Origin of the sequence: Muricauda brasiliensis, from assembly GCF_003057865.1 — a bacterium.
Classification (GTDB): Bacteria; Bacteroidota; Bacteroidia; order Flavobacteriales; family Flavobacteriaceae; genus Flagellimonas; species Flagellimonas chongwuensis.
In genome coordinates, this window is sequence record NZ_QBTW01000003.1 from 190,049 (window position 1) to 205,181 (window position 15,133).

Below are 15,133 nucleotides of genomic sequence, written 5' to 3' on the forward strand. Positions count from 1 at the left end.
ATATAAATTTAACTTTATTTTTTTAGTGATTTTAAGTTGGAGGTCTCAAAGAAATCATTAAATTTGCACCCTGAAAATTCTGAGATTAAGCATTTAAGACGATGAGAAAAGATATACACCCAGAAAACTATAGATTGGTTGCTTTTAAAGACATGTCCAACGATGATGTGTTCCTTACCAAGTCCACTGCCGAAGCAAAAGAGACCATCGAGGTTGATGGTGTTGAATATCCTTTGGTAAAATTGGAAATTTCAAGAACTTCTCACCCATATTACACAGGTAAGACTAAATTGGTCGATACCGCTGGTAGAATTGACAAGTTCAAGAACAAATACAAGAAGTTCAAGAAAGAAGATAAGAAAGAAGCCGAGTAGGTCATACTTTTTAACGAAATATATGGACGCTCTCGATGCTTTTCGAGGGCGTTTTTTATTTTTGGTATTCAAAGCAGAGCTATGAACTATATCCTTTCCGACGGTAACCACCGTGAAGACCTTTTTCCATTTACATTTACACGTCCTGTATCAGAGATTCGGGTGGGCATTATGACCATTAGCGAAAAATGGGAAAAATGGTTGAATGCACCTATGAGCCACCAAACGGAAGAATATCTTTCGAAAAAGTACCCTTTGACGGCTACTGCTGTAAACACTATGATCAATGGTAGTTATCTGCCCAATACAAGTTTGGTAGAGGCCATCAAGACTTTAAGGTTGGGTGAAGCTTTGATAGGCGAAGAGGGCTATATCGCTTACGTAACTGAAAACTTGGAAATAAGCTTCGAAGAATCGGCATACACTGCTATTCCTTTTGATGAAGAGGTATTGACCATAAAAAATACCTGGGATATCTTTTCCAATAATGCAGCGGCCCTTCAGGCTGATTTTGACTTGATTACCAAAGAAAGAAAAAGTCAACCCATACCCGATACGAATCAAGTAAAGAGCCCTGAAAACATTTTTATAGAGGAAGGAGCCACAGTGGAATTTTGCATTTTAAATGCCTCTACGGGTCCCATTTACATAGGTAAAAACGCCTTGATGATGGAAGGTTGCATGGTTCGTGGTGGATTGGCCCTCTGTGAAAACGCTATTTTAAAAATGGGAGCCAAAATATACGGAGCGGTTACTGCAGGACCAGGGTGCAAGCTCGGAGGCGAGGTAAACAATGCCGTGCTGTTCGCTAATTCCAACAAAGGGCACGATGGTTTCTTGGGCAACTCCGTGTTAGGGGAGTGGTGCAATATTGGGGCGGACACCAATACCTCTAATTTAAAAAACAACTACGCCGAAGTTCGACTTTGGAACTACAAAACTGAGGGTTTTGCCAAAACAGGACTTCAATTTTGTGGGCTGATGATGGGAGATCACAGTAAATGTGGTATTAATGTCATGTTCAATACAGGTACGGTGGTTGGTGTTAGCGCCAATATTTTTGGAAGTGGATTCCCCAGAAACTTTATCCCTAGTTTTAGTTGGGGCGGTGCAACGGGCACCTATACCACTTTTAGAACTAATAAGGCATTTGAGGTTGCGGAGGCTATGATGAAGCGCCGCAACATGGAATTCAACGAAACCGAGGCCCAAATTTTGGAACATGTTTTTGAGGTCACCCAAAAGTGGCGGAATTTTTAAAAATTCAATAGTCTATCTAGCGCGAGCTTGTTGGTAATTGGTATTAATTAAACTCCCATCTAACAAATGGTCCAAAATTATTGTCGTGTATTTTATTTGGCCCAACCCAGTTGAAATTGGCACCAAAACCAAAAATCAGATTTTTTCGTTGAACACCAGCTCTTAAATAAGCATAGCTAATGTTATGTTCACTGTATTTGATACTAAAGTTGTGAATAAACTGGAGCCTACTATAAAACCTTAGGTTTGGACTTATATCTGGGTGATATTCATACAACCCAAAAAGTTTGGTATCCAAACCGTCATTCATAAAAAAAGATAGATTTGTGACCGCTAAAATGTTTTTGTTGGCAAAACTATGTTTTGGACCTAAAATAGGATAAAAGCCAGCAAAAGAGTTAAAGTCTACACCAGCCATTACACCGAAGCCATTCTTAAAGTTATACCCAACTTGGGAAATAATAATTGACCTATTGCTTTCAACATCATTTTCATAGTTTGCTGTGTAGGTTGCTAAGCCAAAAAAATCAAATCTACGACTGGGACTAAAATATTTTTTAATCACCGTTTGGGAATACACCTCTTTGTGTCCTATCATAACCTCAACAGGGATTGGAGGTTCAGGTTTTTGGCTAAAAACATCGGGATTTTTGCCAAAAATCACGAATACCAAAACAAGACATAAACGACAATACTTCATAACCTAGTCAATAATTTTGGACAAAACTATATATAGGTACAAGAATAAAAGTTGCCCTATAGCAACATTTAAATATTTGATTTTAAACGACTTAGCGTGTATGGGGTTACTCCTAAATAAGAGGCGATCATTTTATTCGATAGTTTGGACAATATTAATGGCTGGTATTTCATCAACCATTTTAATCTTTGTAGCGAATCTTCACCTTGAAAATTGTAGATCCTTTTGGTGGATGTGATATAGGCCATTTCCAGAATATCCCTATAAATAAAATTTATAGAAGGCTCAGTTGCAACCAAATGATAAAAATCCCTTTTGGTGATGTATAGCACTGAAGATTTTTTTATGGCTTGGATGTTCTCCTTTGATGGTTCATTCGTGATAAAGCTTGTAAGATTGGTGCCAAACTTACCTTCAAATGCAAAATATCTGGTTAGTTCCTTCCCTTCATCATTGAGATGAAAAAAACGCAAACACCCTTCATTGACAAAATACAGTTTTGAGCAAAGCTCTCCCTCTCTCAGGATGGTTTCTTTTCTTTGGAATTCTTTTAATTTAAAATATGATGAAAAGCGATTAAAGTCTTCTTGCGAGATATGGATTCTTTCCTTAATATAATTGAATAAAACTGAAGTCATTTTCAAAAGATAGTGGAATTTTTAAGAATTCCCTCCAATCTATCTTATTTGAATTGAGTATAAAATCGCGAATCTAACCTTGTATCAATCGAAAGAGTTTACATACGAAAGGTTGGGTTTTTATGCTTTTCTACCTTGGTTTCTATTTAAACTTTATTCTTCCAACTGTAAAAACTGTACAGCGTTTTCATAGAAAATCTTTCTTTTGTAGCCTTCTGTCAAGAAATGGTAGCTGTTTATTTTTTAGGGCATGGGGCCACACCATTTGGTCGGAGAGGTGTCTTAAAGTGGGAGAGAAAGAGCTGCTGGGTTATTTAATTTATTAAATCTTATTGTACATTCTCATACATCGCACACTGTTCAATAATGGCCGTTAAGCGTGCTTTGGCTTCTTGGTAAAAACCTAACATAAATCCATTGATAAAAACACGGTTGGTAATGTAATTTTCGAATTCCGGTTTTAGCAACAGTTCCTCGTTGTTCCGTTCAAATTTGGAGGGGCTGAGTTGAAACGGGGCCCCGGCAAACAGGTTTCGGTTCAGGGAGTTGTGCAACAGATAATCAAAATATGTGTTGCCCCTATTCACATAAAAGTCGCCCCAGTCCAATAGATTGGCGTAAAAGGTTTCCCATTCTATCAATAATACTTTTAGATGTTCATTGGATAGGCTGGATAGCTTTCCCGAGTTTTTAATATTGCCCAAAGTATAAAGACTCGGGTCCCAAACGGACATTCGGGAGGTCACACTTACCAGACTGTCCACCTCTGGCAGGGCACCATACTCGTAATCCGGGCCTGTGTGTTCCAGTAAGCTATTACAAGCCTCGATAATGCCTTGTAAGGCGGTAATATCCCCATTAAGAGTGCCAAGATTTTTTTCGAACTCGAGCTTAAGGCTGGCAATGGTGGCTTTTTCTTCTTGGTACAGCTTCCTGTTTTCGTTCCAGTTGTTGATGCGAAGGGCAATCAATATCCCTATCACCACCAAAATGATTTCCCCTAGCGCATACAGCAGGTATTTACTGATTTTATTTTCGCCTAGCAAGCGTAATCGTATGGTACGGAAAAATCTAAACAAGACAAGAGAGGTTGGTTTCTCTAAAGATATGATTTTTATGTAATTAGGGAATAAAAAATGGTCAACGCATTTGCGTTGACCATTTGTGAATTATTTGGGAAGGCTTTTATTCTTTTACTTCTGGCTTTTCGGTAAATGGGGTTATACCGAATGCCGGATACACTTCGGATGGGAAATAGAACGTTCCACCACGTGAAACCATGGAAATGGTTTTTATGGCCTTAATATCTTCCACAGGATTCCCTGGTACCAGGAAAAAATCGGCCAATTTGCCTTCTTCAATGCTTCCCAAACTATCGTGCCCCAAGTACTCGGCCATATCGTAGCTGGCCAATTTTAATACTTCGGCAGGAGTGTAGCCCAATTGTTCAGTATACAATTCCAGTTCGCGGTGCAGGTTAAAGGCTCCGCCCAAATCGGTTCCGGGTACAATTAAGATGCCTTTGTCCTTCATCATTTTTAAGGTTTCAACGATTTTGTCATAGGCTTCACGGTATGCTTTGTCCTCTTCGTCATTCGCAATCTGGGCCAAAGCAACCTTTAGGCTACGTTGTTCGTTGGGCGGCATGTTGTCCACATAATCCAAGGCACCAAGGGTGACCTTACCGTTTCGGGAGAGCATCAAACGCTCATGAATGGCCAAGGTAGGGTCCATGGCAGTTTCGTTTGCCACGAACAAATCCATAGTCTCTTGTACCTTATCGCTGTTCAAATCCAGCCCTGGGAAACGTTTCATGGCCGTTAAACGCAAAAGGGTACGGGTATCTTCATCTGGTTGCAATACCCAGCCTAACATAGTCTGGTTAATGTGGGTCATTTCGTCAAACCCAGCGCGTAGCATGGCATTTGCATTGGAGAATGCAGGTACGTGGCCTGCCACGAACAGGCCTTGGTCGTGCGCCTTTTTTACGATGGCCGGCGCCCAATCCCCGTTCATACTGTTGTAGAGTTTTACGCCGTAAAAACCTAAGCTGTCATACTTGTCCACAGCGGCCAGAGCTTCTTCTTCGGAAGCGACCAAAATACCGTTATTGGCATTATATTCACTTTTTCCTTCTATAAAGCCCATTCGGGTCACACGGGGGCCGGCAAGAACGCCGCTTTCAATTTTTTCAATCAATTTGGAGAGTACTTCATTGTTGTTCCCCATATCGCGGAACGAGGTAACACCTGCCAAAATATTCAATAGGGCACCGTTGTCACCGGTATGTGCGTGCATTTCGTAGAGACCGGGCACCAAGGTTCCGCCATTGCCCTCGATAATGACTTCGTCTTCTCCGGTGGCATCGGCAGCTTCAATGGCCGTAATTTTTTCGCCTTCCACAACTACGGATACAGCTTCGGTAAGGGATAGGTTCTTCGGGTCGAACACCTTTACATTTTTAATACGAACTTTTTTATCGTAGTTGTTGGCGTATTCTTTTTGAAGTTTCTCGTAGCGCTCCGCAGAATAGTTCTCCGCCAATTGACGTAAGTCTTTTTCTTCGGCCTCGTAGCCGTCGCGCACCACAATATATCGAGGGGAGATGTAGGCAAAGAAGCGGTCGCTGTCATCCATAATAAAGTAAGATGGATTCATTTCGGCACCGGACAGTGCATAGGTGGTCAAGGCCAATTCGCCCTCCCCAGTTGAACTCGGCAAGGTAAGGCCTTCCATTTTGGTTAATGTAAGGTTGCCGGCCGGAAGCACTGGCAGCGTGTTCTCCGGAGCATCCATCAATAAACGGGCAGCTAGCACAGCTGAGTAGGGACTGCCAAATTGGTTTACGTAAAGCTGTGCGGTATCCACAGAAGCATTTCCAGAGCCGGTGGCGTCCGTCCAAGAGGCTTCATTTTCTTCAAGGGAAAATTGCTCGTCCACAGCATTTCCAAAAGTGGTGTTACCGGTTACTTCCCAGCTTATCGGGTAGCCTTCGGCGTTGAGCACAATGGTTTCTTTCATGGTTGGACCACGGCCATTGTTTTTGTAATCGTAATCGATGTTGATGGTGTCACCAGAAGTTTCGGCTTTTAAATAGCCCACTTTGGCCTCGCCCATGATCACGGAATAGTTTTCTTCCCCTTGATAATCGGCCAAGGAAGAGGTTGGTTCTGTTTTACAGGAATAGCCAGCCAAAATTATAAGGCCAGCAAGAATTAATCGTAGTTTCATTGGGTTGGTTTAAGTTAGACGTTGAAGTTAACGAATTTTGATGGTTTATTTATTGAGAAGTTCTTGGTATTTAAAAACAGAAAACCCCCAGCGCCACTGGTACGTTGGCTAACTGGGGGCCCCATCATCAATCAAAGTAAAGAGGCAAATACTTTTAAGAGCTTATATCATATGATGGACTCTATTATTAAATAATTATTCAACTTTAAGCGAAAGCATCCCAATGGAACCTCCGACGGTTTTATCGTTGAACAGGTCTATTGACTCTTTTTTGTCTTTCAGTCCCAATATATAGATCAAGGGTAAATAGTGTTCCGGCGTTGGAATGGACAGGGCAAAACTGGTGCCTTGTTTTCCATAGTCTATTAGTGCTTGATGATTTCCGTCGACTATGAAGGATTTTATTTTTTCATTGGTTTCTTCGGCCCAATCCCAAGCATAGGTATCGTTCAATTTATCCCATTTTACCTTGCGAAGGTTATGTACTATGTTACCACTTCCCACAATTAGAACTCCTTTGTGTCTCAAGGTTTCCAGTTGTTGCGCCAATTCGTAATGATATCTGGGAGGCTTTGTGTAATCTAAGCTTAGCTGAATTACAGGTACATCTGCATTTGGATACATGTGCTTGATGACGCTCCATGCACCATGATCCAAACCCCAGTGTGTATCCAGCTCCACATCTGTCTTGGTAATGATTTGTTTGGTAACTCTTGCCAATTCCGGACTTCCAGGTGCAGGATATTGCACATCGAAGAGTGCTTGCGGAAAACCACCAAAATCGTGGATTGTTGGAGGATTCTGCATGGCAGTTACCTTGGTACCCTTGGTTTCCCAATGTGCTGAAATACAAAGAATTATTTTGGGCTTGATTACTTCCTTTCCCAATTGTCTGAAACTTGCAACAAACTCATTCTCCTCAATGGCATTCATTGGGCTCCCATGCCCCAAAAACAAAACAGGCATTTTCTGCGTAAAAGGCAGACTCTGGTTAAGAGAGCGTAAAGTTTCTAAATCTGTCATTGGAGTATACCTGCATACCCTGTTTATATGGTATGTTTCTGTCACAAAGGTTGGATATATATAGAGGTAGTGGGTAATACGTTTGGGAAGAAACGTTGTACTTTTAAGAAATGAGCTGTTTCATTTCTTTTCGGAAAACGGTTGGTGTGTAACCTGTTTTTCGTTTGAAGACCTTGGAAAAATAGGCTTTTTCGTTGTATCCGATCTCAAATCCGATTTCGGCAATTGTTTTATTACTGTTCACCAAAAGGTTTTTTGCTTCGTTCAGCTTTCGTGTCTCAATAATTTCGCCTGCACTTTGCTGCATGACCTCCTGACATACAATATTGAGGTTACGCTCGCTCATAAAAAGCTTTTCAGCATAGAATGAAATTTTAACGTTCCGTCGGAAGTTATCTTCCAAAATATGCAGAAAATGAGTATAGGTCTCTGAGGCGGAGTTTGCAGAATCGGATTTAATATTCGTGGGCCTTTCATGGTTGATGATGGTAAGCAGCGTCATAAATAATTGCTTGATAACTATAAGACCGGGGTTGGGACGTTGGGTTTCATCGTACATCATCTGGCATAATACCATGAGCCTATCAAAACATTGATCTCCGGGAAGCGTGACGTTGGCACGATTATGAAAATAACCGTACATCTTAAAAATCACCTCGGACATAAACTCACTGCGGAAACGGATAACCCAAAGGTCACACTCCCCATGGTGTGCTTCGGGGCGTAGTAAGTGTGGCTTTCCTTTGGTCACAAAACTAACGAATGGAGCGTAGACCGTTTCGTCCTCAAAATCAATAAAATGCGAAATCTTGCCCTTGGCTCCAATGATCAACTCTTCAAAATCGTGGACATGCGTTTCTACTTGCTTGTTCTCTAAAGCTTTGGCATCTTCGGTAGTGTATCTAAATATTTTGAACAGTTGGTCCAAGGTTGAATTAATTTATCTTCGATAAAGAAAATAGCATCTAACGAAGTTACATCAAAATGAAACAATCTTGGCTTAATTTATTCGATATCGGTAGTTGATGTAGTGATTTTTGGGGTATGGTCAAACTTGATCAATTGTGAATTATAATCAATGGTTACTTTGAAGTGTTTTAACATGGAACCTCCTATGGCTCCTTTTACAATTTTGTCCATGGAATGTACCATACTTTCCGACCAAATTTCATCTTTTCTTCTGGCAAAGAGCACTGGACCTACTATATGGGTTCCCACTTTTACCTCGGGCACTTCGATGATATCCCTGTCCAAATCCGATGCAGGATAGATTTTCCAATCGGGATGTTGTTGTTTCCATTGGTCAAAAATAGAGGCGGCAATAAAAGAACCGCTCATGGTTTCCGACTGAGTGTTAAACTGTTTTTTACCTTGATCGGAGAGCACAAAACTGGCTCCGGTATCAAATAATACGTCAATCGGTTCCCCGGCCACCAGAATTTCCATGCTAGGGTGTCCAAAAACTACCGAACCTTGTTCGTTCTTTTTTAATCCTATTTTTTGTACATCGGGGTTAGATAAATCCTTTGCTCCCAAAGGTGTGTTGCTCCAAATCTCTTGATTTGGATAGTCTAGGGTCCAGGATTTCCCCATAAAAAAGCCCTGTCCAAGAAAGGCATCCATTTGAGGCAGTTTTTCCGATACCATTTTTAGTTCACCATCCATTGGAGGAATTACTAGAAAGGGTTCTTTAACAGCGTTAAAAGGTGTTCGAATAACAAAATTCCGCATAGGATAGGGGCGAGGCAGGTCTGGGTTATCCACGATATCATTGAATAGGACATAATCAAAGGGCATCACCCCTTTTAAAAGGCCTGTTTTTACATGTGGTTCTATGTCTTCTTGCTCGGTGATTCGTGGCAGGACCATTGTAAACCCACCTCCGGTGTCGCAATAGGCCAATATGGTGTCTTTGGATATCAAAGGGATTTTGAGAAAAAATCTGGAACTGTCCAGAAAAACTGAAGGTAGCTTTTTGGGTATACCTTGATTCTCTGAAATTTCGGCAAAATGAGTTGCTTCCATGATTTTGCCATCCAATTTTTTAACCACCAGAAATTGTATAACGATGATCAACACTAGAAAACCTAGGGTGATTAGAATTAATTTGATGCCCCTTTTCATTTTAAATAAGTTTCTAAAAATTAAAATATATAGTAAACCCGTCAATCGGTTATAGGCCGTGACGTATACACCCAAAATGGGTTAAAATGTAATGGGGTTACATTTGCGCAGAATCGCTGGAAATTACCAGCGGCCACTAAATTAGGGAATTTAATGATTCGGAGTGATTTTTTGATTCAAATTAGATGTAATGTCTTAAAAGTTAAAAAGTTGAATGTTTGTGTTGGTTAAAAGGGGTACATGTCTTTTTGGGTAGACACTATTTTAATTTTTCGAAAATCAAGGGCATGCTCTCCAAATCAACAGCGCCCATGTCAATCAGTTTTAAAGATTTTACCATTTCAGCTGTAGTGGTTTTATACTTTTTAAAATGTGGTGTTTCCAAATGGGCTTCATAAGCGCTCTTGTCGGCATATATCTCAACTATTGTAATTTTTGAGGGAGTTTCTTTATCGGACATGGGGAAAATGGAAATAACGCCACTTTCCCTTTCCATGGATGCCCTAGCTTCTATGTTGAGTTCGGTAAGGTAATTTTTAAGCTGCTCTTCCACAATTTCCAGCTCCGCAATCCTAACAATCATGTTGTTGTAATCCATGGTTGTATCTGCATTCTCTTTGTTCTCACACGAAACAAGGGTTATGATGAGGGCCGATATAACACATAACTTCTTCATGGTAGCTATTATTTGATAGTCACTTCCAACACAAAATCTGCTTGGCCATAATCCCGTCCTTCAGGAAGCTGCACCAGGGTTCCGTAAGAATTGGTCTCATGTTTCAATTTCTTCTTTGTTTGAAAATCAAAAACAGATTTTAGTTCACCCTGAATTGTTGGGAAAAGGAAACTATCCGTTTTCCAATCCATAATGTGAATATAGATTTTATCTTCTTTTTGGGTAGATACGCCCCAACTCTGCGGCGAAATAGGGCCGCCTCTTGTCCCGTAAATGGTTTCACCGTAGGTATCTGTCCAATCTCCGATAACTTTTAAGGTCTTTACAAACTCAGGCTGAATTTTACCGTTCGGCATTGGGCCTACATTGAGCAAAAAATTGGAATTGTATCCTGCGGCCTTCACCAAATACTGAATCAGTTCTTTGGATGACTTATATGCTTTGTCCTGTAAAGAAAAACCCCAACGGTGCGCCATGGTCTCCGCGGTTTCAAGGGGGAGCTTTCCAACGGTTGCTTCGGCACTATAACCACCTTTGTTTTCTCCAGGCAGGTCTTTTTCAAACATTTGAAAATCCTCCCCAGGGTTGGGTGCTTGGTGGTGGTTGCTACCTATCATGGCCTGTGGTTGCAGTTCATGAATCAGATCATACGTTTTTCTGAGTTGCCAATCGGCTTCTTTCTTGTCCCACCAGCCGTCAAACCAAATACCGCCTATTTCACCATAATTGGTCAAGAGTTCTGTGAGCTGACCGTTCATGTAATCCAAATAGCTTTCCCAATTCCCATGGTCTGGTCGTCCCGCTTTTTCCCCTGTGTCACCCCTTGGATAATAATCGTTATGGTGCCAGTCCAGTTGCGAGTAGTACAGAAATAACTTTATATCGTGCTTTTTACAGGCTTCGGCCATTTGTTTGATGATATCTTTTTGGTAAACAGTACGGTCCATAATGTTCCAATCCGATAATTTACTGTCGAACATGGCAAAGCCATCATGGTGTTTGGAAGTAATCGTGATGTACTTCATACCTGCCGATTTTGCCAGTAACACCCATTCTTCAGCATCGAATTCGGTGGGATTGAAAAAGGCGGGCAGTTTCTCATAGGTTTTTACGTCAATTGATTCAGTTTCCATCACCCATTCGTGTTGGCCCAAAACGGAATACACGCCCCAATGAATGAACATACCGAATTTGGCGTCTTGGTACCATTCCCGGTTTTCAAGGTTTTCTTTGGTGGGCTGGTATTCTTGCGCAACAGATAGATTGGCGATTAGAACAAAAAAGATGAGGAGTGCTATTTTTTTCATGGTGTTGTTTTACGGTTGGTATGAACGAACAAGGTACTTAAAAGATGTCAGAATGCAGAGGGTAGAAGTCAGAAGTCAGGAGTCAGTTGGCAGTTTACAATGAACAATAGACAATTAACAGTTATCAATGAGGAACATGCAATTAACGGTGGCTGTTAATCAGAAGGCAGTCAATAATTATCACTTGTCAGTTCGAGCGCAGTCGAGAACGCTTTCCTAAAGACCAACTATCGAACCATTCAACAATCGAACAAGAATGTCCCTTCGACTCCGCTCAGGGACCATACTTCTAATCATCCAGCCATCCAATGATCCAACTATTATTTTCCCTCAACCCTCAACCCTCAACCCTCAACCCTCAACCCTTAACCGTTAACCCTTAACCCGAATTCTTCGTCAATCCAAACGTATCATCCGTCAACTCAAACAGGGCATACGTCAATTAGCAGTCAAGATTTCGATATAATTCCTGAATTTGCTTTGATTTTAATTGTTAAAAAAGGCAATCATTGTAATGGAAGAAAAGGACACCACTTCATTTATAACCAAATGGGAGACCACCGCTCCCGAGGAGGCCATTTATATTGCGGCCAATTCCGATTATGACTATGACTTCACCATAGATTGGGGCGATGGTACCGTAGAGTGTATTAATCAGGTACCTGACATCAATATGTTTGAACACATTTACTCGGACCCGGGTGTCTACCGGGTTGCAATACAAGGGAAGTTCCCAGCATTTAATATGAACACCGTTTTTGAGTTCTCAGATGATGAAGGGAAAAAATTGGTAGGTATGGAACAATGGGGCAATATAGTATGGCAGGATTTATCTTGTGCATTTAGGTGGTGCACCGAAATGTTATACACCGCTACAGATGCCCCGGACCTTAGTAAGGTAACCAGTTTGGAAAAAACCTTTCAAGGTGCGTGGCACATAAGTGGCGACCTCAGTGGTTGGGACACTTCCACCATAACCAATATGGCCTATATGTTCTCACATGCCTTTACAGATAATGGGGAAATTGGCGGATGGGACACTTCCAACGTAACCGATATGACCGGTATGTTCTTTAGGGTGGGCTCCTTTAACATGGACATCAGTGGTTGGGACACTTCTGGTGTAACTAGTATGGGTTTCATGTTCAAGGATGCTACTTCTTTTAACGGAGATTTAAGTGGTTGGGACACGAGTAAAGTTAAAGATATGATAGGTATGTTTGATGGGGCCACATCCTTTAACGGGGATATCAGTAGTTGGGATACCAAAAATGTCACACATATGACCGATATGTTCAAAGGAGCTACTTCTTTTAACGGAGATTTAAGTGGTTGGGATACTTCGAAAGCTATAAGTATGAAAAACATGTTCTCTGGTGCCACTTCTTTTGATCAAGATTTAGGTGGTTGGGATATTGGTAGTGTATTAAATATGCTGAATATGCTGAACAATAGTGGAATGTCCGCACTTAATTTTTCCAACACGCTTATTGGCTGGGCGGGCCAAGAGGTACAACCCAATGTAACTTTAGGTGCTGAAGGTTTGCATGTATGCTTTAACGATGCCAGTGGACTTGCAGCTTTTACTACTTTATCAAGTGAGCCAAACAATTGGGAATTCGAATGGGATGGTTTAAAAAACTGTAATTAACACAAAAAGATATTTATAATGCAAAGACCGGGAGGGCCAAGTGCTTTTCCGGTTTTTTCTTTTTAGTATTTAGATATGAATAGTGGGAAATGAGATTTCAGGACTCAGTAGGCAGTTGGCAGTGAACAACAAACAATAAACAATAAACAGGTCACAATTGTCAGTTCGAGGGGAGTCGAGAACCTATTACCTACGACATAAATGCTGAACAGCCCTTCGACTCCGCTCAGGGCCCGGCATTCAATTAGTGAAAATTCGTGGAATTCGTGTCAAGATGGTAACTGACCATCGAACCATCCAATAATCCAACAATCGAACCATTACTTTCGCTTAACCCTTAACCCTTAACCTTTCACCTTTCACCTTTCACCTTTCACCTTTCACCTTTCACCCAACCGTTGCGATAACTCCCAACAAATCACTATCTTTGCGCCCCTTAATCACAAGGCAGGTATATGAGCAAAAAAGTCGCATTTTACACGCTTGGTTGTAAACTCAATTTCTCCGAAACTTCTACGATTGCCAGAGGTTTTGAAAAGGAGGAGTTTGAGCGTGTGGACTTTTCGGAAGAGGCGGATGTGTATGTGATCAATACCTGTTCGGTTACGGAGAATGCCGATAAGCGATTTAAGACCATCGTTAAACAAGCTCAAAAGGCAAATCCTGATGCTTTTGTGGCTGCAGTTGGCTGTTATGCACAATTAAAACCGGAGGAACTGGCAGAAGTGGATGGTGTGGATTTGGTACTCGGAGCTACTGAAAAGTTCAAAATAACCGATTACCTGAACGATCTTACCAAAAATGATAAAGGTGAAGTACATTCCTGTGAAATTGAGGATGCCGATTTTTACGTGGGCAGTTATGCCATTGGCGACCGTACCCGAGCGTTTTTGAAGGTTCAGGATGGCTGTGACTATAAATGCACCTATTGCACTATTCCGCTGGCACGTGGTATTTCTCGCAGCGATACGTTGGAGAATGTTCTGAACAATGCTCGGGAAATCGCATCGCAGGATATCAAGGAGATTGTGTTGACGGGCGTCAATATTGGTGATTACGGAAAAGGAGAGTTCGGTAACAAGAAGCACGAACATACTTTTTTGGATTTGGTAAAGGCCTTGGATACCATTCAAGGAATCCACCGACTTCGTATTTCTTCCATTGAACCCAACCTGCTCAAGAACGAGACCATCGATTTTGTGGCCCAGAGCAATTCTTTTGTGCCTCATTTTCATGTACCGTTACAGAGCGGTAGCGATGATATTTTAAAAAAGATGCGTCGTCGTTATTTGTCCAATTTGTACGTGGATAGGGTAAATCGCATCAAAAATGCGATGCCCCATACATGTATTGGGGTAGATGTGATTGTTGGTTTTCCAGGCGAGACCGACGAGCATTTTTTGGAGACCTATCATTTCCTGAACGATTTGGATATTTCCTATTTACATGTGTTCACTTATTCTGAAAGGGATAACACAGTTGCTGCTGAAATGGATGATGTGGTGCCCCAAAAAGTGCGTAGTAAACGCAGTAAGATGCTGAGGGGCTTATCAGCCAAAAAACGAAGAGCGTTCTACGAGAGTCAATTAGGCACTATACGAACTGTATTGTTCGAAGGCGAAAATAAAAAGGGCTACATCCACGGATTTACTGAAAACTACGTAAAGGTAAAAGCACCTTGGGACCCTAATTTGGTGAATACCTTACATAAAGTGGAGCTTACCGATATTGATGCCGATGGTCTGGTACGGTTCGAGTTTGTATCCAATGAGGTAACTGCATAAAAAAACCTCCCGGTTGAGGAGGTTCATGCTTTTCTGATGATTGGTTAGATCAAATTCGGATACCTACTGGTAACATTTCTTTGTATTGCCTGTTTTTTCTAAGAAAACCTGCAATCTGTGGGCTTGTTGGAACAACTCTAAGGTTGCTTTCTTGGATTTCGTTCAATACCGCTTTGATGAAATCCTCTTTAAAACCCTCTTCAGTAATTTCTTCTGGAATAACCAGCTTTGTCAAAAATACCTTACGCTCCTGTGAAGAGTACTCAATTTTGGCTAAATGCCCATTGACCGTAGTTTCAAATTGACGCAAGAAACTATTGTCAGTGATTTCCAATGTTGTCATATAGTACTTGTTTTTTTAAATG

The 15,133-nt window shown here is 41.2% G+C and carries 14 protein-coding genes; 4 read left to right on the forward strand and 10 right to left on the reverse strand.

Features of this window, described 5'->3' with window-relative positions:
- Nucleotides 1–101 precede the first annotated feature (101 nt).
- Together DCK90_RS02565 and DCK90_RS02570 are read left to right on the forward strand one after the other, a co-directional pair.
- Nucleotides 102–374, forward strand: coding sequence for a type B 50S ribosomal protein L31 (locus DCK90_RS02565; RefSeq protein ID WP_108244611.1), 273 nt, complete (start codon nucleotides 102–104; stop codon nucleotides 372–374).
- 81 nt (nucleotides 375–455) lie between these two features.
- Nucleotides 456–1,634 carry a GlmU family protein gene (locus DCK90_RS02570; protein WP_108244612.1) on the forward strand — a complete coding sequence of 393 codons (1,179 nt, stop codon included), beginning with the start codon at nucleotides 456–458 and terminating at the stop codon, nucleotides 1,632–1,634.
- A gap of 43 nt (nucleotides 1,635–1,677) precedes the next feature.
- On the opposite strand, the gene DCK90_RS02575 is transcribed toward DCK90_RS02570, so the two are convergent.
- The 9 genes from DCK90_RS02575 to DCK90_RS02615 all read right to left on the reverse strand — a co-directional run bounded on the left by DCK90_RS02575 (nucleotide 1,678) and on the right by DCK90_RS02615 (nucleotide 11,333).
- Nucleotides 1,678–2,298: a hypothetical protein gene (locus tag DCK90_RS02575; protein ID WP_159075743.1), complete on the reverse strand. Its 621-nt coding sequence runs from the start codon at nucleotides 2,296–2,298 to the stop codon at nucleotides 1,678–1,680.
- A 104-nt stretch (nucleotides 2,299–2,402) separates the two neighbouring features.
- Nucleotides 2,403–2,972 (reverse strand): Crp/Fnr family transcriptional regulator, encoded by a 570-nt coding sequence (locus DCK90_RS02580; protein ID WP_199912638.1) that lies wholly within the window; start codon nucleotides 2,970–2,972, stop codon nucleotides 2,403–2,405.
- A 329-nt stretch (nucleotides 2,973–3,301) separates the two neighbouring features.
- Nucleotides 3,302–4,051 (reverse strand): DUF6090 family protein, encoded by a 750-nt coding sequence (locus tag DCK90_RS02585; RefSeq protein WP_159075744.1) that lies wholly within the window; start codon nucleotides 4,049–4,051, stop codon nucleotides 3,302–3,304.
- A gap of 106 nt (nucleotides 4,052–4,157) precedes the next feature.
- Complete coding sequence (locus DCK90_RS02590; protein ID WP_108244616.1) at nucleotides 4,158–6,203, reverse strand: amidohydrolase family protein; 2,046 nt, start codon at nucleotides 6,201–6,203, stop codon at nucleotides 4,158–4,160.
- A 195-nt stretch (nucleotides 6,204–6,398) separates the two neighbouring features.
- A complete protein-coding gene (gene ygiD / locus DCK90_RS02595) occupies nucleotides 6,399–7,226 on the reverse strand; it encodes a 4,5-DOPA-extradiol-dioxygenase (RefSeq protein WP_108244617.1) in 828 nt (275 codons plus the stop codon).
- Between the two features lie 103 nt (nucleotides 7,227–7,329).
- Nucleotides 7,330–8,154: a helix-turn-helix domain-containing protein gene (locus tag DCK90_RS02600; RefSeq protein ID WP_108244618.1), complete on the reverse strand. Its 825-nt coding sequence runs from the start codon at nucleotides 8,152–8,154 to the stop codon at nucleotides 7,330–7,332.
- Nucleotides 8,155–8,231: 77 nt separating this feature from the next.
- Nucleotides 8,232–9,251: a hypothetical protein gene (locus DCK90_RS02605; protein WP_159075745.1), complete on the reverse strand. Its 1,020-nt coding sequence runs from the start codon at nucleotides 9,249–9,251 to the stop codon at nucleotides 8,232–8,234.
- A 358-nt stretch (nucleotides 9,252–9,609) separates the two neighbouring features.
- Nucleotides 9,610–10,026: a putative quinol monooxygenase gene (locus DCK90_RS02610; protein WP_199912639.1), complete on the reverse strand. Its 417-nt coding sequence runs from the start codon at nucleotides 10,024–10,026 to the stop codon at nucleotides 9,610–9,612.
- Nucleotides 10,027–10,034: 8 nt separating this feature from the next.
- Nucleotides 10,035–11,333 (reverse strand): alpha-L-fucosidase, encoded by a 1,299-nt coding sequence (locus DCK90_RS02615; protein WP_108244620.1) that lies wholly within the window; start codon nucleotides 11,331–11,333, stop codon nucleotides 10,035–10,037.
- Nucleotides 11,334–11,847: 514 nt separating this feature from the next.
- Between DCK90_RS02615 and DCK90_RS02620 the strand changes: the two genes are divergently transcribed.
- Nucleotides 11,848–12,984, forward strand: coding sequence for a BspA family leucine-rich repeat surface protein (locus DCK90_RS02620; RefSeq protein ID WP_159075746.1), 1,137 nt, complete (start codon nucleotides 11,848–11,850; stop codon nucleotides 12,982–12,984).
- 455 nt (nucleotides 12,985–13,439) lie between these two features.
- Nucleotides 13,440–14,768 carry a tRNA (N(6)-L-threonylcarbamoyladenosine(37)-C(2))-methylthiotransferase MtaB gene (gene mtaB / locus DCK90_RS02625; protein ID WP_108244622.1) on the forward strand — a complete coding sequence of 443 codons (1,329 nt, stop codon included), beginning with the start codon at nucleotides 13,440–13,442 and terminating at the stop codon, nucleotides 14,766–14,768.
- Nucleotides 14,769–14,817: 49 nt separating this feature from the next.
- Here mtaB and DCK90_RS02630 read toward each other — a convergent pair whose 3' ends face one another.
- Nucleotides 14,818–15,111 (reverse strand): GNAT family N-acetyltransferase, encoded by a 294-nt coding sequence (locus DCK90_RS02630; protein ID WP_108244623.1) that lies wholly within the window; start codon nucleotides 15,109–15,111, stop codon nucleotides 14,818–14,820.
- Nucleotides 15,112–15,133 lie beyond the last annotated feature (22 nt).